This window comes from Pseudomonas sp. N2-3-1-14 (genome assembly GCF_041228395.1).
GTDB lineage: Bacteria > Pseudomonadota > Gammaproteobacteria > Pseudomonadales > Pseudomonadaceae > Aquipseudomonas.
This window is the reverse complement of the sequence record NZ_CP166199.1, coordinates 3,426,395-3,443,862: the sequence shown is the minus strand read 5'-3', so window position 1 is coordinate 3,443,862 and position 17,468 is coordinate 3,426,395. Positions and strand designations below refer to the sequence as shown.

Here is a 17,468-nt window from a genome sequence, read left to right as displayed (position 1 = left end):
ATGTGTGCGAGGCTTTAGTGATCCATCGCGCTCAAGATCGCGTGCGCCACCTTGACCCGTTCAGCGTTGGGGTAATTCTTGTTCGCCAGCATCACCACGCCCATGTCCTTGCTCGGCACGTACACCACGTACGCCCCGAAACCGCCGGTCGAGCCGGTTTTGTTGTACAGCACGTTGGCCGGTTGCGGCTGTGCGGGCGTCAGCCAATTGACCTTGTGCGGCTCCATTGCCATAGGCGTGGAGTTGCCCTCCAGCAAGGCTTGCAGCGTGACCGGGTAAGGGTAGCGCTCCCAGCCCAGGCCCTGGGTCATGCCGTTCACGGCGTAGTAGCCCGCGTGGGTGGTGGCAATCGCTTGTTGCAGCGGCTTTTCCAGGGTTTGCGGGTGCATGTTCACCATCACGTAGTGAGCCAGGTCCTGGGCGCTGGTCTTGATGCCGTAGGCTTCGCTGTCCAGCGCGCCGGGGCTGACGCGTACGGGCTTCTGGTTGTTGTCGTAGCCTTGGGCGTACAGCGCGGATTTGTCCGCGGGCACGCTGACGTGGGTGTTGGTCAAGCCTAGCTTGGGCAGCAGGGTTTTTTCCATGGCCACGTTGAACGGCTGGCCCAGGCTTTGCGCCGCCAGATAGCCGAACAGCCCGATGCTCGGGTTCGAATACAGGCGTTGTGCGCCCGGTGCGTAAGTCGGTTTCCAGTGCTGGAAGTAGCCGAGCATGGTCTCGGCACTGTCGGCAGCGTCGGGAAATTGCAGGGGCAGGCCGCCGGCGGTGTAGGTTGCCAGCTGCAGCAGGCTGATCTTGTCGAAGGCGCTGCCGGCCAATGCGGGCAAGTGCTGGCTGGCGGTGTCCGAGAGCTTGAGCTTGCCGGTCGCCTGGGCGTAACCGCCGAGGGTGGCGGTGAAGGTTTTACTCACCGAGCCGACTTCAAACAGGGTGTTTTCGCTGACCGGCTGCTGGGTCTCTTTTGAGGCCGTGCCGTAGTTAAAGTATTGCACCTTGCCATTCTGGACCACGGCGACCGCCAGGCCCGGAATGGCCTGTTGTTGCATCAACGGTTTTACGCGGGCGTCTACCACGGCCTGCAGGTCAGTTGCCGCCACGCAGTTGCCGGCAGCGATGAATACGGCCAGGGCGGTTAAATTACGCACTCCAAACAGAGAAAGTTGGGGCATGATGTCGCTTCCATGAGGTGATCGATTAAATAGAAAGCCTGCGCAGGCGGGGCAAATGTAGGCAGTTTGCCGGCCGCGATCAAACGATCATATCTCGCACCAGCCATTAGAAAATCTGGGGTCAAGCATGCTGCGTTCCCATCTGCCACTCAATGCCTTGCGCGCCTTCGAGGCGTCGGCCCGCCACTTGAGTTTTACCCGGGCCGCCATTGAGCTGTGTGTGACCCAGGCGGCGGTCAGCCATCAGGTGAAAAGCCTTGAAGTTCAACTCAATGTCACCTTGTTCAAGCGCCTGCCACGCGGCTTGATGCTCACCCGTGAGGGCGAGACCTTGCTGCCAGTGGTGCGCGAATCGTTTGACCGCATTGCCCAGACGCTCAGCCAGTTCGAAGGCGGGCATTACCGCGAAGTGCTCACCGTAGGCGCGGTGGGCACCTTTACCGTGGGTTGGCTGCTGCCACGCCTGCCGGACTTTCAGGCGCGCTACCCGTTTATCGACCTGCGCCTGTCCACCCACAACAACCGTGTGGACGTGGCCGCCGAAGGCCTGGATTACGCGATCCGCTTCGGCGCTGGCGCCTGGCACGGCACCGACGCATGTGAATTGCTGGCGGCGCCGTTGACCGTGCTGTGTACACCCACGCTGGCCGAGCAATTGCGCACGCCGGCCGACCTGTTGAAACACACGCTGCTGCGCTCCTACCGCGCCGATGAGTGGACCCAATGGTTCCAGGCCGCAGGCCTGCCCGCCGACACCGTCGTGCCGCGCAGCATCGTCTTCGATTCGTCGCTGGCAATGATGGAAGCGGCGCTGCAAGGCATCGGCGTGGCGCTGGCCCCGGCGATGATGTTCTCGCGGCAATTGGCGACGGATGTGATTCGCCAGCCGTTCAACGTTGGCATTACCACCGGCAGTTATTGGCTGACGCGTCTGCAGTCGCGGGCCGAAACCTCGGCGATGCTGGCGTTCAAGGGCTGGCTGCAAGCCGTATCCGCCGACGCCTGACTCGTGCCATTCTCGACCTGGGCCATCGAACTGATCAACAGGAGAGCCGATGCAGACTTCCGGCGTGGACATCCGTCAACTCAAGGCCTTTGTGGTGGTGGCCGAAGAGCTCAGCTTCGTGCGCGCAGCCACGCGCCTGCATGTGTCGCAACCGGCCTTGTCGCAGACCATTCGCCAGTTCGAGGCGCTGCTGGATGTGCAGCTGTTCGAACGCAATACCCGCAACGTTGCGCTGACCGGCGCCGGCCAGGCGCTGTTGCTGGAGGCGCGGGAAGTTGTGAATGGCGTCGGCCGCTTGGTGCAAACCGCCCGCGAGCACGCGCGCGGTGTGCGCGGTTGCTTGAACGTGGGCTTCCTGATCGGCGCCGGGGTCGACCTGATGCCGCAGATCCTCAGCGTGTTCGCCAAGCGCTACCCCGAGATCGAACTGGTGGTGCGCGAGTACGACTTCGCTTCACCTCTGGCCGGCATCGATGCCGGCATGGACGTCGCGGTGCTGCGCCCACCGTTGGGGCTGCCGGCGATCGAGTTGCACACGTTGGTCGCCGAGCCTTGCGTGGCCTGCCTGGCATCCAGCCATCGGCTCGCGGGCGAAAGCCGCGTCAGCGTGCATGACCTGCTCGATGAGCCGATCATTGCCGCGCCGGGCAGTGGCGTCTGGCGCAGTTACTGGACCGCCGATGCCTACCGCAACGGACAACCGGCGCGGATCGTGCACGAAGCCTCGACGGTGGAAACCGAATTGCAGGCGGTAGCGTCGGAGCGCGGAATCAGCATCACGGCACTCTCCACCGCACGTTTTTACGCACGGCCCGGGTTGGCGTTCCCGGTGATCAGTGACATGCCGATGTGCGAAGTGGCGGTGGCCTTGCCGCCGCACCCGAGCATGGCCGCGCGCAACTTCGCCGAACTGGCCGTGGAAGTGGCGAGCAGTCGCAGCTAGTCAGGACAGGTCGTGCAGCGATTTGCCGTTCGGCGCGCTGACCTGCCATTCGCAAAAGCGCACTTCCAGGCCGCCGCGTTCAGGCGTGCAGCAGTACGGCCCGACCTGATACGACGGCGCGACAGGGAAGGGCGCCAACCGCACCTGCGGCCAGCTCACGCCGTCCACCGAGACCTGCACGCGTAATACGCCGTTGGCCACGGTTGCGCGAATCCAGAAGGCTTGCGGGTCACCGGGGAACACGCCAGTGGCCCAGTCCGACACGCCATCGGTCAACACACTGCTGAGCAGCGTCACGCCATCGGACAGCTCGGCGCCGATCTTCACCCACTGCGTTTCATCAATCCGCACCATCAGCCCGGCCTGATCGTACAAGTGCGCAAAGCCGCCCTGGATTTTCACCTGGGCAGTGAATTCCCCCGGCGTTTGCACAAACAGAAAATGGCCGTTGTCACGCACAAAGCCGTAGTGGGTTTCGCGCCAGAAATCGGTGTGGGCATCGGTGGTGACCGTCAGCCTGTCGTCATCGCGGGTCCACTGTTGTGGCGGGTTGAGCCAGATAGCCTGGGCAAACATCGATAGACCTCCTTGAGAGTGACAAGCAAAACCCCGTTGCCGGGGTTTTGTGTGTGGCTAGTGATCGAGCAACTGACTGCTCGGCCCCGCGCTGCCGTTGTTGAGGCGCTTGCGCAGTGAGAACAGCCACCACAGCACGCCGACCCCCAGTGTAACGCCGGTGGTGATCGCGCCGGTGCGGCTTTCTTCAGGCACGCTGAGGGTGAGGATCACCGCGATGGCCCAGGCGCCGCCCAGCAGGATCATCGGCAACAGCCAGCGGCCCAGGCTGAACACACCGTCCGGGGCGCCGGGCATGCGGCCGTTGCGGTAGGCGAGGAAGGCAGCGATCAAGGTCAGCAGGTAGGTGCAGTAGTAGGTCAGGCCGACCATCGAGTAGATCGCCGTGACAAACCCGCCGCTGGCCAGGTTGAGCAGCACGGCGATGGCGGTGATCAGCACGATGGCCGCCACTGGCGTGCCGAAGTGCGGGTTGATCTTCGCCAGCACCTTGGAGCCCGGCAGCATATTGTCCCGCGACAGCGCGAAGGTCATGCGCGTGGCCACTGCCATATTGGCGATCAGGCACGCGAGGATCGAGGCGAAGGCAATCACGATCATGCCGATGCCCGCCGCGTCGCCCAGTTGCAGGCGCACGATATTGATCACCGGGTTTTCACTGTGGCTGAGCAGCTCGCTGACCGAGCCCGGTATCGCAATGCTCAGCAGCGCAAACACCACGAAACCCAGCACGCTGGACACCAGCACCGCGCGAATCATCGCCCGGGGTGCGGCGCGGCGCGGGTCTTTGGTTTCTTCGGACAGGTCAGCAGCGCCTTCCCAACCCAGCAGCACCGACACTGGCAACAAGGTGGCGAGGGCGAGGGTGGTGAAGCTGATGTCGCCGCCACTCACGGGCTTCGCCGAGGTCAGGATCGCCACGCCTTGGGTGTGTTCGAAGAAGAAAAACACGCCAAAGAACAAGGCAATCGCCAGCAGCACCGTGCCGATGATTTCGATGATCGCGCCGATGTCGTTGATCCGCGTAGCCAGGCGAATCCCGCAGATATTCAGCAGCCCCACCACCAGCGTCGCGCCGATGCTCAGGCCCTGGATCTGGCCTTGTGTAGGGTTGGCCCAAATCTCGGGGGCGAACACCGTGCCGATGGCGGCCGAAGTGGCCGCCGTGCCGGCGACAAACGAGGTGAACGCTACCCAGCCAGTGAACCAGCCGAAGTGATTGCCGGCCAGGCGGCTCGACCACTGATAGGCGTAACCGGTAAGCGGGATACGCCCGGCCAAATGGCAGTAGACCATCACGATGCAGCACACCAGCGGGATTACCAGCAGCCATAGCAGGATGCCGATGCCGCCGACGCGGTTGAACGGGTCGGCAAACAGCGTGACCACGCCGGTGTTGATCGAGACCATGGAGAAGGCCAGGGCAAACGAGGTGAAGGCACTCATGGTGCGGTGCATCTTTTGCTCGTAGCCAAGGCTCGCCAGGTCGGCGTCGTCGCTGGACAGCGTGGCTTGGCTATTCGGTGGGTCGGTGACGGGGCTTTCGACAATTGTGCTCATGGCCGTTGCTCCTCGATGATGCCGATCACTTCATCCAGCACGTCGAGGGCCTTGGCCAGCAGTGGGCGCTCGATGTCCAGCGGCGGCTTGACCTTGATCAGGTTGCCCAGGCCCGCGTAACGGCTCTCGCCGAACAATACGCCGCGCTCCAGCCCAAGGCGATAGACCTCTTGGGATTCACGGCATGCGGGCTCTTTGGTGGCGCGGTCCTTGACCAGCTCAATGGAGGCCATCAGGCCCGGGCAGCGCACGTCGCCGATCAGCGGGTGACGGGTTTGCATCTCATTGAGCCGTGCGGTGATGTATTCGCCCGAGTCGCGCGCCTTGTCGCACAGACCGTCGGCGACGATGGCTTCGACGGCGGCATAACCTGCGGCCAGCGAAACGGGAAAGTGGCCAAAGGTCAGCGCTTCTTCACCTTCGTCAAACCACTTGAGTGTGTCGTCGGCCAGGATGCCGGCCAGCGGAAAGCCGCCGCCCACGCCTTTGCCGAACACGATGATGTCGGGCAGTACGTCGTAATAGTCCGCCGCCCACATCGTGCCCATGCGCCCGAAACCGGTTTGCACTTCATCAAAAATCAGTAACACGCCGAGGCGATCACAGATCTCGCGCACGCCTTTGTAGTACGAGCGCGGAAACTCGATGTGGCCGCCATTGCCCTGGATAGGCTCCATCATCACTGCTGCCACACCGCCGTCGACGCCTTTGAGAATGGTGTCTTCAAGCAGACCCAGGCACAGCTGGGACTCGGTTTCCGGGTCCAGCCCGAGTCGGGTGCGATACGGGTTCGGGTGCGGCACGCGGGTAAAGCGCGGCTGAATCGCCAGGAATGGGTTATTCGGGTGCGGCCAGCTGGCGCCGAGGGTGGCCAGGGAGCGGCCGTGGTAACCGTCTTGCAGCACCAGCAGGTTCTGCGCGCCGGGACGGTTTTTGAACGCCAGTTTCATCGCCATTTCACCGGCGAGGCTGCCATGCAGGGCAAAACCCATCTGGTTGAGCGAGGCCGGCGAGACTTCGCGTAGCTTCGCCACCAGCCGGGTGTGGGCGGGGGAACCGAAGTTGGGGCGGATGTGGGTCATGTCGCGCAGTTGCGCAATCGCCGCCTCCACCACGCGCGGGTCGTTGGCCCCCAGGTTGTTCGACCATGCCTGGGCGGTGCAGTCGATGTATTCCTTGCCTTGGTCGTCCCACACCAGCGAGCCACGGGCCTTGACCAGGTTGATCTTGGTGGGCGCCTGGAGTGCAGTGTTCATCACGTCATTCATCTGCTTTATCTCTTTTTTTAGGGCGGCAGTGTTTGTGGATGTGTGCAGTTAGGGTTGTGACTCGCTGCATCGAGTAAGGCCGATGCTAGCGCGCAGGGGCGGGCGATTAGAAAGACGGATTAGCGACGGATTATTTGGTGTGGCTTATGAATTGAAACAGGCTTTTTGCCATTTTTTTGAAACATAATGAAACATTCCTTGTGGGGCTACGCTCTACCGCATCTCCCCGTACTGAGTTCATCCATGAAAACCCCGCGCCCCGCCGACCGCATGCCCCACCTCACGCAACTGCGCAACTTGAAGATGGCGCGCTCCGCCCACGCCTATGTGCGCGGCAGCACGGTGCAGTTTTACGAATGGCTGCACAGCCAGCCAGGCCGCCGCTTGCCGCACGGCCCGGCGATCTGGATCTGCGGCGATTGCCACGCCGGCAACCTGGGCCCGACCGGCGATATCAAGGGCCGTATCGACATGCACATCCGCGACCTTGACCAGACCGTGATCGGCAACCCGGCCCACGATCTAGTGCGCCTGGCCTTGTCGTTGGCCACCGCCGCACGCGGCTCGGACCTGCCGGGAGTGACCACCGCGCGCATGCTTGAAGAGATGATCGGCGGCTACGAACAAGCCTTCAAAGACAAGCCCGACGAAGTGCCGCCACGCCCATCCCAGGTCAAGGCCGGCATGCGCAGCGCGGTGGAGCGCACCTGGAAAAACCTGGCGCGTGAACGCATTGAAAACGTGCGGCCGACGATTCCACTGGGCAAGCACTTCTGGGCATTGTCGCGGGCAGAAAAAGGCGCCCTGCAAACCCTGTGCGCCTCGGATGAAATCCACCAGTTGGTCACCTCGCTCAAAGGCCGGCCCAAGGACGCCAAGGTTGAACTGCTGGACTCAGCCTATTGGGTCAAGGGCTGCAGTTCCCTCGGCTTGCTGCGCTATGCGGCACTGCTGGGCGTGGGCGACAAGGATGATCAGGAATATTGCCTGATCGATATCAAGGAAGCCGTCGGCGCCGCTGCACCGCGTACACCGCGCGCGAAGATGCCCCGCGACAATGGGCGACGGGTGGTGGAAGGCGCGCGCCAGCTGTCACCAGGCTTGGGGGAGCGCATGCTGGCGACGCGCTTTTTGGATCACGGATTCTTCATCCGCGAGCTGCTGCCCCAGGACATGAAGCTGGAGCTGGATGAGCTCAGCGAAACCGACGCCATGCACGCCGCCGGCTACCTGGCCCGCGTGGTCGGCATCGCCCATGCCCGGCAAATGGACCGCGACACGCGCAAGCAGTGGATGGCGGTGCTGCAGGAAAACCGCTCGAAACAGCTGGATGCGCCGTCGTGGTTATGGACCAGCGTGGTGCAGTTGGTGGGGAGCCATGAGCAGGGTTATCTCAACCATTGTCGGCGGTATGCGTTGGAGCATTGATCTGGAAATCAGCGAAGAGCCAATGTGGGAGCTGGCTTGCCTGCGATAGCGGTGGGTCAGCCAGCCTATTGGTTACTGAAAGACCGTCATCGCAGGCAAGCCAGCTCCCACAGTTTTTTACTGTAAAAATTGAAAATCGGGGTCAGACCACGGTTTTGGATTAAGCGTGGTCCGCCCCTTATTTCTAAGCTGAGAGCTGGCTTGATGTGGCGAGCGGGCTTGCCCCGCGTTGGGCTGCGCAGCAGCCCCAGAACAGTCACCGTGCCTTTCCAGAATGATTGAGTCGTCAGGTTTTAGGGCCGCTCCGCGCCCCAACGCGGGGCAAGCCCGCTCGCCACGGCAAGACAGCTCCCACATTTAGAGTGGGGTCAGGCCAGGTATTTGTGGAACCAGCCGAGGAAAATCGGGATCAGACCACGGTTTTGGATTAAGCGTGGTCCGCCCTTTATTTCTAAGCTGAGAGCTGGCTTGATGTGGCGAGCGGGCTTGCCCCGCGTTGGGCTGCGCAGCAGCCCCAGAACAGTCACCGCGCCTCTCCAGAATGATTGAGTCGTCAGGTTTTAGGGCCGCTCCGCGCCCCAACGCGGGACAAGCCCGCTCGCCACGGCAAGACAGCTCCCACATTTAGAGTGGGGTCAGGCCAGGTATTTGTGGAACCAGCCGAGGAAAATCGGGGTCAGACCACGGTTTTGGATTAAGCGTGGTCCGCCCCTTATTTCTAAGCTGAGAGCTGGCTTGTTGTGGCGAGCGGGCTTGCCCCGCGTTGGGCTGCGCAGCAGCCCCAGAAGCGTCAGCGCGGTTTTCCAGATGTATCGCGTCGTCAGGTTTCAGGGCCGCTCCGCGCCCCAACGCGGGGCAAGCCCGCTCGCCACGGCAAGACAGCTTCCACATTTTAGAGTGGGGTCATGCCAGGTATTTGTGGAACCAGCCGAGGGTTCTTTCCCACGCCAGATTCGCCGCCGCCTCGTCATACCTGGGCGTTGAATCATTGTGAAACCCGTGGTTGGCGCCCTTGTAGATGTACGCCTCGTACGTCGTGCCCGCCGCTTTCAAGGCCTTTTCATAAGCCGGCCAACCTTCGTTGATCCGCGTATCCAGCTCGCCGTAGTGCAGCATGATCGGCGCCTTGATGCGCGGCACATCTTTTGCCTCCGGCTGCTTGCCGTAAAACGACACCGCCGCGCCTAATTCGGGGTAAGCCACCGCCGCGGCATTGGTCACGCCGCCGCCATAGCAGAAGCCGGTAATCCCGACTTTGCCGGTGCTGTTGTCGTGGTGCATCAGCCATTCGATGGCGGCGAAGAAGTCGTTCATGAGTTTTTCGGGGTCGACTTTCTGTTGCAGTTCCACGCCTTTTTCATCGTTGCCCGGGTAGCCGCCCATGGAAGTGAGGCCGTCGGGCGCCAGGGCGATGAAGCCGGCTTTGGCCAGGCGGCGGGCGACGTCTTCGATGTACGGGTTCAGGCCACGGTTTTCGTGAACCACCACCACGGCCGGCACCTTGCCGCCGGGCTTGGCCGGGCGTACCAGGTAGCCGCGCACCGTACCGTTGCCTTTGGGCGAGGTGTAGGTGATGTAGTCGGCGATGATCTCCGGGTCGGTGAACTTGACCTGTTCGGCCAGCGCATAGTTGGGGCTCAAGGCCGCCAGCAGCGCAGAGGCGGTGAGGCCGCCGAAGGTAAACAGCGCGGCGCGGTCGAGAAATTCGCGGCGGTTGAGCTTGCCGTGGGCGTAGCCGTCGTAGAGTTCCAGCAGTTCGGGGGCAAAGTCTTTCGCGGTGAGACGAGTCATCGGTGCATTCCTCGATTAGCGGTGGCAATCAATGTAGACCAGGATCAGTCCGCGCGACCATGCGCGGCAGCGGCCAGTTGGCCGGTATCGACGCGCACGAACACCGAGTCACCGATGGCAGTGAGCACGTCACCTGCGTACACCTCGCAGACCACGCGGCTTTTGCGTCCCACCTCGCCCTCTACCCGCGCGCGCAGGCTCAGCGTGACGCCCATGGGCGTGGGTTTGATGAATTTGATGCCGAGGTTGCCGGTGACGCAATCGATGCGCGGCAAGCTGCCGGGTGCGCGTTGCTCGGCGCGGTAGTGATAAGCCATGGCCGTCCAGTTGGAATGGCAGTCCACCAGCATGGCGATCAGGCCGCCGTAGACCAGGTCGGGCCAGCCGCTGTATTTGGCCTCGGGTTGATGCTCGGCGATGACATGGACGCCATCGGCGTCCCAACGGCTTTTGATGTGCAGGCCATGCGGATTACTGCCGCCACAGCCGTAGCAGATGCCTTCGGGGGCGGTGGTGTCCTGCAGAGAAGGGGTGGGCATGAAAAGTCCTTATTGTTTTTCGCGACTACTCTGTTTAGCAGGACGCGCGTCCGATGGGAATAAATCCATGCCATGGCGTGTTAGCTCAGCACGTGTGTCCTTTTCTCTCGCGGAGCGTTTCATGAAGCGTCGAATGTCCAAGGTGTTTTTGCTGGCCCTCGTCTTCTGTTGGTTTTCCAGCGCGCAGGCCGCGGAATACAAAGACGTCAACCGCACCGCCAGCCAGATCAGCTTTACCTTCCAGCAGTTCGGGCAGCGGGTGTATGGCACCTTCAGCGACTTTGAAGGCACCCTGACGTTCGATACGCAAAAGCCCGAGGCGGCGCATGCGTTGCTCAAGATCCAGCTCGCCAGCATCGACGCCGGCAGCCCGGACGCCAATACCCAGTTGCAACAACCGGCGTGGTTCGACACCACGGCCTATCCGGTCGGCGTGTATGAATCCAGCGGTGCCACCGCGCTGGGCGACAACCGCTACACGATCACCGGCAACCTGACGATCAAGGGCACCACGCGGCCGGTGGACATCACTGTGCTGCTCAAGGAGCAAAGCGGCATCGGCGTGTTCGACGGTGAGTTCGTGCTCAAGCGCGACGACTTCAAGATTGGCGAAGGTGAGTGGGCGGGCAACAGCGTGGTGTCCAACGACATCACCATCAAGTTCAAGATGGTTGCGCCGCAGCGTTAGCGCGCGAAGCGCTTCGCGCCGGCCACGCAGCCGATCACCGCAACCGTCACCAGCACCATGCCGAGGCTGACCTGCTCATGCAGCAGGCCCGCTGCCAGCGCCAGGCCGAAGAAGGGTTGCAGCAACTGCAACTGGCCGACGGCGGCGATGCCCCCCTGGGCCAGGCCGCGGTACCAGAACACAAAGCCGATGAGCATGCTGAACAACGCCACATAACCCAGGCTCAGCCAGGCCGGCAGGCTGATGCCGCTCAAGGTCGCGGGGGCGAGGATCAGACTCAGCGGCGCCACCACCGGCAGCGACACCACCAGCGCCCAGCAGATCACCTGCCACCCGCCCAAGGTGCGCGACAATTTGGCGCCCTCGGCATAGCCCAAACCGCATGCCAGCACCGCTAACAGCATCAGCACGTCACCCACGGGCGCGGCGCTCAAGCCTTGGGCGACGGCGTAACTCATCACCAACAGGCTGCCGAGCATCGAAAACAGCCAGAACACCGGGCGCGGCCGCTCGCCACCACGCAGCACGCCGAATACCGCGGTGGCCAGCGGCAGCAGGCCGATGAAGACAATGGAGTGCGCCGAGGTCACGTATTGCAACGCCAACGCCGTCAGCAGCGGGAAGCCAATCACCACACCGAGCGCGACGACTGCCAGCGGCATCCACTGCGCGCGCGCGGGGCGTTTCTCCTTGAACACACCGAGCAGGCACAGCCCCAGCGCGGCGGCGAGGGTGGCGCGGATCATGGTCAGAAATACCGGGTCGAACTCCATCACCGCCAGGCGCGTGGCCGGCAGTGAGCCGCTGAAAATGAGCACGCCAATAAAACCGTTGATCCAACCTTGAGTACTGCTTTCGAGGCTGTTGAGGCGAAGGGTGCGTTCCATGAGGGCGTGCCTGAAAAAGTTAGGTTGCGTTCGGCCATCCTAGGATCGAAGATTAAGACAATCAAAAAATTGTCATGGATACATCACCTATGCCACGTGCTCGCTACAAGTCGTTGGTCGATGCTTTTGCCGCGGATATCCGCAGCGGTGCGCTGCCACCCGGCACGCGTCTGCCCACCCACCGGCAATTGGCCGCCGACCATGGCTTGGCGCTGGTCACGGCCAGCCGGGTATACAGCGAGCTTGAGGCGATGGGCCTGGTCAGTGGCGAAACCGGGCGCGGCACTTTCGTGCGCGAGATCTCGTTGCCGCCGGGGCAGGGCAGTGGGCAGATGACGGTGGCGACGGGCATGCTCGACCTCAATTTCAACTACCCGTCGCTGCCGGGCCAGGCCGATTTGCTGCGCACGGCGTTGCGCCAACTGGCGCTGTCGGGCGACCTGGAGGCGCTGCTGCGCTACCAGCCCCATGCCGGCCGCCTGCACGAGCGCGCGGCCGTGGCGCGGCACCTGTTGAACCGAGGGCTGGTGGTGGAGGCCGAGCAAGTGTTGGTGGTCAGCGGTGCCCAGCACGGCTTGGCGGTGACGATGATGGCATTGCTCAAACCGGGGGATGTGATTGCCGTTGATGCCCTGACGTATTCAGGCTTTAAAGTGCTGGCCGAAACCCTGCACCTGGAAATCGTCGCGATCCCGGTCACTGCCAGTGGCCCGGATCTGGACGCCCTGCAACGCCTGTGCAGCAAACGCCCGGTGCGCGCGGTGTACAGCATTCCGACCTTGCATAACCCGTTGGGTTGGGTGATGAGCCTGGAACAGCGTGAGGAATTAGTCGGCATTGCCCGACGACACAACCTGATGATCATCGAGGACGCGGCCTACGCGTTTCTGGCAGCAGAAGCGCCGCCGCCATTGGCAACCCTGGCGCCTGAGCGCACGGTGTACGTCGGCGGGTTTTCCAAGAGCGTCGCGACCGGGTTGCGGGTCGGCTTTATTGCCGCGCCCCCGGCCTGGGTAAAGAAACTGGAACGCACCATCATGGCCACCACCTGGAACGTGCCCGGTGTCATGAGTGCGATGGCCGTGGCCTGGATCGAGGACGGCACGGTCGACCAACTGGAAGCGCAGAAGCGCCAGGATGCCAGCGCGCGACAGGCCTTGGCGGCGCACGTGCTCAAGGGCGTGCATTACATCAGCCACCCGTCATCGTATTTTCTGTGGCTGCCGCTGGGTGAAGAGGCCAGGGCCGATCAGATCGCCATGGCCTTGCAGCGCGAGGGTATTTCGGTGTCGACCGCCGAGCCGTTTGCGGTCTCGGCAACCGTGCCCCACGCGCTGCGTTTGGCGTTGGGCTCGGTGAGCATGTCGGCGCTGCGCGAGGCGCTGGTGAAGGTTCGCGAGGTGGTGCAATGGTGAGCTGAGGCGCGCCAGCTCACCGCCAGCCATCAGTATTTGTAAGCCTGGCGCCCGATCAGCAGCCATTTGCCTTTTTGCTTCTGCCAGACCTGGAAGTTGTCGATGTCGGTTGGCGTGTCTACGCCGCTGTTCACCGCCAGTGCGTGAAAGTGGTTGCGCACCAGGGCGGTGTCGCCGTCGAGGGTAATGGTCTGGTTCTGCATTTCGAGGGTCTTGAACGCGCTGGTGTGGGTTTCCAGATCAGCAATGAATTGCGCTTTGTTCTGCACCTTGCCGCTGGAGTGGCCGTAGGTGAGTTTGTCGGAGGTCAGCGCATGAAGCTGCTTGAGGTCCAGGTGCAACATGGCTTGGGTCAGTTGGTCGACCGCTTGGGCCACATCCTTTTCGGCGGGGGCAGGCGCAGCTGCGACGTAGCCGGTGAACAGGCACAGAAAACCGATCAGCACTTTGACGTTTTGCATGGGTGTTTCCTTATTGTTGTTGGGGGCGGGCACGATGATTTAAGTCGTCGTACAACCATGCAATATTTGTGATGGGGAAGGAAAGTGAAATTTCGAAATATCTTGAAAGGGTTAGTCTTCGTCTCGTTATGAACGCAGCGAGGTCTTGTACGACATCCCAACACAAGAGCTGGTGGTGCGAGTTTTGCCTTGCCGCTTCCTGCTCAAGTAGCACATCGCTATGCTACTGCCGACACACCATAAGCGCCCGAGGGAAAATGGATTTTAACTGGCACAGCGACGTCATTACTCGCGCTACCCCCGTCACCCCCCACTACAAAAATACCCAGAACGTTCGCCGTTTCATGCTTGAACACTGCGGCCGGGGTTCAAGTTCGACCGCCTTTCATGGCCTGGATTCGCAGCGACATCCCCAAGACCCTGGGCGATGTGGTGGATGAGTGGCAACGTCGCAACGAGGTTTGACGAGCATGACAGCAGACGAAAAATACCAGGCGGCTCAGCAGCGTCTCGGCTATCAACTGGATGAGTTCAAAATCGGCGGCAACTACACACCCTTGGTGCGCGATGCTCACCACCTGTACATCAGCGGCCAGATCCCCGGGTTGGCGACACGATCGTGCTGCCTGGCAAAGTCGGCGAAAGCCTGACCCTGGCTCAAGCGCAAATCGCCGCCGGCATCAGCGCGCTGCGTTGCCTGGGCTTGCTCAAGCAGGCATTGGGCTCGTTGGATCAAGTCAAGGCCATCGCACGTATCACCGTGTACGTGCGCAGCGCCGAAGACTTTGATCAGCAAAGCGAGGTGGCCAACGGTGCGTCGGACCTGCTGCATGAAATCCTCGGCAGCGCCGGCACGCACACCCGCACATCGGTGGGGGTGATGCAGTTGCCGAAATCGGCAGCGGTCGAGATCGACATGATTGCCGTCGCCCACGGTTGAAGCCGGCATGATCAGCCAAGGCATGGGCGTACTGATCAACTACGGCATTCACCTGGCGCCGGGGCTGGTGCTGTTTGGGCTGTGGTTTGCGCTGACGCCCAGGGCAATGCAGGCGATGCGCATCCTGATCCTGCTGACGGCATTTGTGTTGATGCGTGACGCGATGACGCCGCTGGGGATGTGGTCGCTCAGCAGCGAGGTGCAGATTGCGTTCAGCGCGAATGCCTTTGTGTTGGCGGCGCTGGGCGGGATGTCAGTGCTGCTGATCATGTTGCTTGCACGCACGGCGCCGCAGTTATGGCGGCTGATGCGCTGGACCATCGGCAATCCTGTGCTGGGCCTGGCCGTGGGGCTTGTGGTGGGCTGTTTGCTCGGTGTGCCGCTGCGGGTTTACCAGCGCATCGAGGCGTTCGAGATTCACGGCTACTGGGTCTGGCTGCCGGGTATGGTGGTCCTGGCTTATGGCGCGAATGCGTTGGAAGAGGTGCTGTTTCGCGGGTTTTTGCAGGGCTACCTCGAACAGCAAGTGACGCCATTGCGCGCGGCATTGATCAGCGGCGTAGCCTTTGCGGCCTGCCATGCGTTCCTGGCCTTGAGTGTCACCCAGCTGGGCTGGCCGGTATTGCTGTTCACCCTGATCGAAGGGCTGGCCTGCGCACTGGTGCGCATGCGCTACGGCGTATTGCCAGCGACCGTGGCCCATGGCACGGCCATCCTGCTGATTGCCGTGCCCTACCTGGCTTGATGTGAAATACAGTAAAACTTGTGGGAGCGTGTTTAGTCAGCTGCTGACCGGCGTGGCCTGAAATGCAGTCAAAACTGTGGGAGCGGGCTTGCCCGCGAAGGCGGCCTCTCAGTGACAAATAGGCTGGCTGATCCACCGCTATCGCAGGCAAGCCAGCTCCCACAATTGGACCGTGTTTAGCCAGCTGCTGATTGGCGCGGCCTGAAATGCAGTCAGAACTGTGGGAGCGGGCTTGCCCGCGATGGCGGGCTGTCAGTGACAAATGGGCAGGCTGAACCACCGCTATCGCAGGCAAGCCCGCTCCCACAATTAGACCGTTTAGCCAGCTGCCAATGGCGGCGTACGCGGCGGGATCAGGCGTTTGCTGCCGGTGGCTTCATACGCCGAAGCAAAGCGCAGCAGCGCCGAATCGTCATAGGCACGCCCGGCGAAGGTCAACCCCACTGGCATGCCGATGTCCGCCATCACGCCCATCGGCACGGTGACGGTCGGCACGCCCAGGTGGCGGATCGCGAGGTTGCCGTTAGCCACCCAGACGCCGTTGCTCCAGGCGATATCCGCCGAGGCTTCGTTTACGTCGGCATCGGCCGGGCCGACATCGGCCACGGTCGGGAACAACACCGCGTCCAGGCCCCGTGCGTCCATCCAGTCTTCCAGGTCGATGCGCCGGGTCTGTTCCAGCCCGCGCAGGCCGTCCGGCACCGTGCTGATTTCGTTCCACGGTGTGATGCCGCGCTCGGCCATGCGCACGTACTCGTCCATGCCGGCGGCCAAATCGTCTTCACGGTTGGGCAGGGTGCCAGGGTCGTGCGGGAAGATTTTCGGCCCGTCGACATCCGCCAGGCGGTTAAGCGCCGGGTCATCGTTGGCGCGCAGGAAATCATCGAACGCCCAGGCCGACAGCTCCCACAATTCGTCGTGCAAAAATTCCTTGGAAACCAAGCCACGGGTAAACACCGTCGGCGCGCCAGGGCGGTCGCCTTCACAGTTGGAGACCAGTGGGAAGTCGACTTCAATCACTTCGGCGCCAGCCGCTTCCAACGCCTGGCGCGCGGCGTGCCATAGGTCGATCACGCTGGCGCGGGTGTTGATCTTTTGCCCGGTCGGCCCGCCGATCCCGGGTTTCTCGCTGGTGCCGGCCTCGGGGTCGGCATTGATGTACATGCGCGGCACGCCGAAACGCTTGCCGGCCAGGGATTCGCTGCCCACAGCCAGGTCAGCGTAAGAGGCCGGGCGCACCGACGCCACGCTCGGAATCGGCACCCACGGTTGCAGGCGCCAGAGGTCGCCGCGCGTGTCGGTGTCTTCGGCGACCACGACGTCGAGCACTTCGAGCAGGTCGGCCATGGTGCGTGCGTACGGCACCACCACGTCCATGGTCGGCGTCAGCGGCCAGTTGCCGCGTACGGAAATAATCCCGCGCGACGGCGTGTAGGCACACAAGCCATTGTTGGACGCCGGGCCGCGCCCGCTCGACCAGGTTTCCTCGGCCAACCCGAAGGCGGCGAAGCTGGCTGCCGTTGCGGTGCCCGCGCCGTTGGACGAGCCGGAGGCAAACGGCGCCGTCAGGTAGTCAGCGTTGTACGGGCTTTCTGCACGGCCATAAACGCCGCGTTGCATCCCGCCATTGGCCATCGGCGGCATGTTGGTCTTGCCCAGGCAGATAGCGCCGCCGGCACGCAGGCGCTCGATGGTGAAGGCGTCGCGCTGCGCCACCAGCGCGGCGAAGGCCGGGCTGCCGGAGGCTGCCGTCAGGCCTTTGACCAGGTAGCTGTCCTTGGCGGTGTAGGGAATGCCGTCCAATGGCCCCAAGGTTTCGCCCTTGGCCCGACGCGCATCGGCGGCCTGGGCTTCTTCAAGCGCTTGGGGGTTGCGCACCACCACGGCGTTCAACTGGGTCGCGGTCTGCGGGCCGTCATAGGCCTCGATGCGTGCCAGGTAAGCCTTAACCAGTTCAACGGCAGTGGTCTGGCCGCTTTCAAGCGCAGCGCGCAATTGGGCAATGGAGACTTCGGTAACTTGCATCAGGTTTTTTTCGCCGCCTTCAGGTGG

At 62.7% G+C, this 17,468-nt stretch carries 15 protein-coding genes and 2 pseudogenes; 8 read left to right on the top strand and 9 right to left on the bottom strand.

What is annotated here, in order from left to right:
- Window positions 1–14 precede the first annotated feature (14 nt).
- A complete protein-coding gene (gene ampC / locus AB5I78_RS15890) occupies window positions 15–1,169 on the bottom strand; it encodes a class C beta-lactamase (protein WP_369303130.1) in 1,155 nt (384 codons plus the stop codon).
- Window positions 1,170–1,296: 127 nt separating this feature from the next.
- On the opposite strand from ampC, the gene AB5I78_RS15885 reads away from it, so the two are divergent.
- Together AB5I78_RS15885 and AB5I78_RS15880 are read left to right on the top strand one after the other, a co-directional pair.
- Window positions 1,297–2,175 (top strand): LysR family transcriptional regulator, encoded by an 879-nt coding sequence (locus AB5I78_RS15885; protein WP_145161177.1) that lies wholly within the window; start codon window positions 1,297–1,299, stop codon window positions 2,173–2,175.
- A gap of 49 nt (window positions 2,176–2,224) precedes the next feature.
- Window positions 2,225–3,118 (top strand): LysR family transcriptional regulator, encoded by an 894-nt coding sequence (locus AB5I78_RS15880; protein WP_369303129.1) that lies wholly within the window; start codon window positions 2,225–2,227, stop codon window positions 3,116–3,118.
- Here the strand turns inward: AB5I78_RS15880 and AB5I78_RS15875 are convergent, their stop codons facing one another.
- Genes AB5I78_RS15875 through AB5I78_RS15865 form a run of 3 tightly spaced genes read right to left on the bottom strand, consistent with a single transcriptional unit; the run spans window position 3,119 to window position 6,510 of the window.
- Window positions 3,119–3,694 (bottom strand): DUF1349 domain-containing protein, encoded by a 576-nt coding sequence (locus AB5I78_RS15875; protein WP_369303128.1) that lies wholly within the window; start codon window positions 3,692–3,694, stop codon window positions 3,119–3,121. It abuts the gene before it with no gap.
- A 57-nt stretch (window positions 3,695–3,751) separates the two neighbouring features.
- Window positions 3,752–5,254, bottom strand: a complete 1,503-nt coding sequence (locus tag AB5I78_RS15870; protein ID WP_369303127.1) for an APC family permease — start codon at window positions 5,252–5,254, stop codon at window positions 3,752–3,754.
- Window positions 5,251–6,510, bottom strand: coding sequence for an aspartate aminotransferase family protein (locus tag AB5I78_RS15865; protein WP_369303126.1), 1,260 nt, complete (start codon window positions 6,508–6,510; stop codon window positions 5,251–5,253). Before AB5I78_RS15865 ends, AB5I78_RS15870 begins: the two co-directional genes overlap by 4 nt.
- 255 nt (window positions 6,511–6,765) lie before the next feature.
- On the opposite strand from AB5I78_RS15865, the gene AB5I78_RS15860 reads away from it, so the two are divergent.
- Window positions 6,766–7,950, top strand: coding sequence for a DUF2252 domain-containing protein (locus tag AB5I78_RS15860; RefSeq protein WP_145161167.1), 1,185 nt, complete (start codon window positions 6,766–6,768; stop codon window positions 7,948–7,950).
- 903 nt (window positions 7,951–8,853) lie between these two features.
- Here AB5I78_RS15860 and yghX read toward each other — a convergent pair.
- Together yghX and AB5I78_RS15850 are read right to left on the bottom strand one after the other, a co-directional pair.
- Window positions 8,854–9,741: a YghX family hydrolase gene (gene yghX, locus AB5I78_RS15855; RefSeq protein WP_369303125.1), complete on the bottom strand. Its 888-nt coding sequence runs from the start codon at window positions 9,739–9,741 to the stop codon at window positions 8,854–8,856.
- Window positions 9,742–9,785: 44 nt separating this feature from the next.
- Window positions 9,786–10,280 (bottom strand): PaaI family thioesterase, encoded by a 495-nt coding sequence (locus AB5I78_RS15850; protein WP_369303124.1) that lies wholly within the window; start codon window positions 10,278–10,280, stop codon window positions 9,786–9,788.
- A 121-nt stretch (window positions 10,281–10,401) separates the two neighbouring features.
- Between AB5I78_RS15850 and AB5I78_RS15845 the strand changes: the two genes are divergently transcribed.
- Window positions 10,402–10,968 carry a YceI family protein gene (locus AB5I78_RS15845; protein ID WP_369303123.1) on the top strand — a complete coding sequence of 189 codons (567 nt, stop codon included), beginning with the start codon at window positions 10,402–10,404 and terminating at the stop codon, window positions 10,966–10,968.
- On the opposite strand, the gene AB5I78_RS15840 is transcribed toward AB5I78_RS15845, so the two are convergent.
- The gene (locus AB5I78_RS15840; protein ID WP_369303122.1) at window positions 10,965–11,855 is read right to left on the bottom strand and encodes a DMT family transporter; all 891 of its coding nucleotides are present in this window, start codon (window positions 11,853–11,855) and stop codon (window positions 10,965–10,967) included. The genes AB5I78_RS15845 and AB5I78_RS15840 overlap by 4 nt on opposite strands.
- Window positions 11,856–11,944: 89 nt before the next feature.
- Here AB5I78_RS15840 and AB5I78_RS15835 point away from each other — a divergent pair, with 89 nt between their 5' ends.
- Window positions 11,945–13,270: a PLP-dependent aminotransferase family protein gene (locus tag AB5I78_RS15835; protein ID WP_369303121.1), complete on the top strand. Its 1,326-nt coding sequence runs from the start codon at window positions 11,945–11,947 to the stop codon at window positions 13,268–13,270.
- Between the two features lie 29 nt (window positions 13,271–13,299).
- On the opposite strand, the gene AB5I78_RS15830 is transcribed toward AB5I78_RS15835, so the two are convergent.
- The gene (locus AB5I78_RS15830; RefSeq protein WP_106578990.1) at window positions 13,300–13,731 is read right to left on the bottom strand and encodes a nuclear transport factor 2 family protein; all 432 of its coding nucleotides are present in this window, start codon (window positions 13,729–13,731) and stop codon (window positions 13,300–13,302) included.
- A 257-nt stretch (window positions 13,732–13,988) separates the two neighbouring features.
- Between AB5I78_RS15830 and AB5I78_RS15825 the strand changes: the two are divergent.
- The 3 genes and pseudogenes from AB5I78_RS15825 (at window position 13,989) to AB5I78_RS15815 (ending at window position 15,416) form a co-directional block, all read left to right on the top strand.
- Window positions 13,989–14,196, top strand: a pseudogene (locus AB5I78_RS15825) (DUF6434 domain-containing protein).
- 5 nt (window positions 14,197–14,201) lie between these two features.
- Window positions 14,202–14,671, top strand: a pseudogene (locus AB5I78_RS15820) (RidA family protein).
- A gap of 7 nt (window positions 14,672–14,678) precedes the next feature.
- Window positions 14,679–15,416, top strand: a complete 738-nt coding sequence (locus tag AB5I78_RS15815; RefSeq protein WP_369303119.1) for a CPBP family intramembrane glutamic endopeptidase — start codon at window positions 14,679–14,681, stop codon at window positions 15,414–15,416.
- A 318-nt stretch (window positions 15,417–15,734) separates the two neighbouring features.
- Here the strand turns inward: AB5I78_RS15815 and AB5I78_RS15810 are convergent, their stop codons facing one another.
- Window positions 15,735–17,444 carry an amidase gene (locus tag AB5I78_RS15810; protein WP_242198631.1) on the bottom strand — a complete coding sequence of 570 codons (1,710 nt, stop codon included), beginning with the start codon at window positions 17,442–17,444 and terminating at the stop codon, window positions 15,735–15,737.
- Window positions 17,445–17,468 lie beyond the last annotated feature (24 nt).

Excerpts from the sequence above, each read along its gene's own strand:
- AB5I78_RS15850 (WP_369303124.1), bottom strand. The coding sequence starts at position 10,280 with ATGCCCACCCCTTCTCTGCAGGACACCACCGCCCCCGAAGGCATCTGC.
- AB5I78_RS15875 (WP_369303128.1), bottom strand. The coding sequence starts at position 3,694 with ATGTTTGCCCAGGCTATCTGGCTCAACCCGCCACAACAGTGGACCCGC.
- AB5I78_RS15845 (WP_369303123.1), top strand. The coding sequence starts at position 10,402 with ATGAAGCGTCGAATGTCCAAGGTGTTTTTGCTGGCCCTCGTCTTCTGT.
- AB5I78_RS15815 (WP_369303119.1), top strand. The coding sequence starts at position 14,679 with ATGATCAGCCAAGGCATGGGCGTACTGATCAACTACGGCATTCACCTG.
- AB5I78_RS15870 (WP_369303127.1), bottom strand. The coding sequence starts at position 5,254 with ATGAGCACAATTGTCGAAAGCCCCGTCACCGACCCACCGAATAGCCAA.
- AB5I78_RS15860 (WP_145161167.1), top strand. The coding sequence starts at position 6,766 with ATGAAAACCCCGCGCCCCGCCGACCGCATGCCCCACCTCACGCAACTG.
- yghX (WP_369303125.1), bottom strand. The coding sequence starts at position 9,741 with ATGACTCGTCTCACCGCGAAAGACTTTGCCCCCGAACTGCTGGAACTC.
- AB5I78_RS15885 (WP_145161177.1), top strand. The coding sequence starts at position 1,297 with ATGCTGCGTTCCCATCTGCCACTCAATGCCTTGCGCGCCTTCGAGGCG.
- AB5I78_RS15840 (WP_369303122.1), bottom strand. The coding sequence starts at position 11,855 with ATGGAACGCACCCTTCGCCTCAACAGCCTCGAAAGCAGTACTCAAGGT.
- AB5I78_RS15880 (WP_369303129.1), top strand. The coding sequence starts at position 2,225 with ATGCAGACTTCCGGCGTGGACATCCGTCAACTCAAGGCCTTTGTGGTG.
- AB5I78_RS15830 (WP_106578990.1), bottom strand. The coding sequence starts at position 13,731 with ATGCAAAACGTCAAAGTGCTGATCGGTTTTCTGTGCCTGTTCACCGGC.
- ampC (WP_369303130.1), bottom strand. The coding sequence starts at position 1,169 with ATGCCCCAACTTTCTCTGTTTGGAGTGCGTAATTTAACCGCCCTGGCC.
- AB5I78_RS15835 (WP_369303121.1), top strand. The coding sequence starts at position 11,945 with ATGCCACGTGCTCGCTACAAGTCGTTGGTCGATGCTTTTGCCGCGGAT.
- AB5I78_RS15865 (WP_369303126.1), bottom strand. The coding sequence starts at position 6,510 with ATGAACACTGCACTCCAGGCGCCCACCAAGATCAACCTGGTCAAGGCC.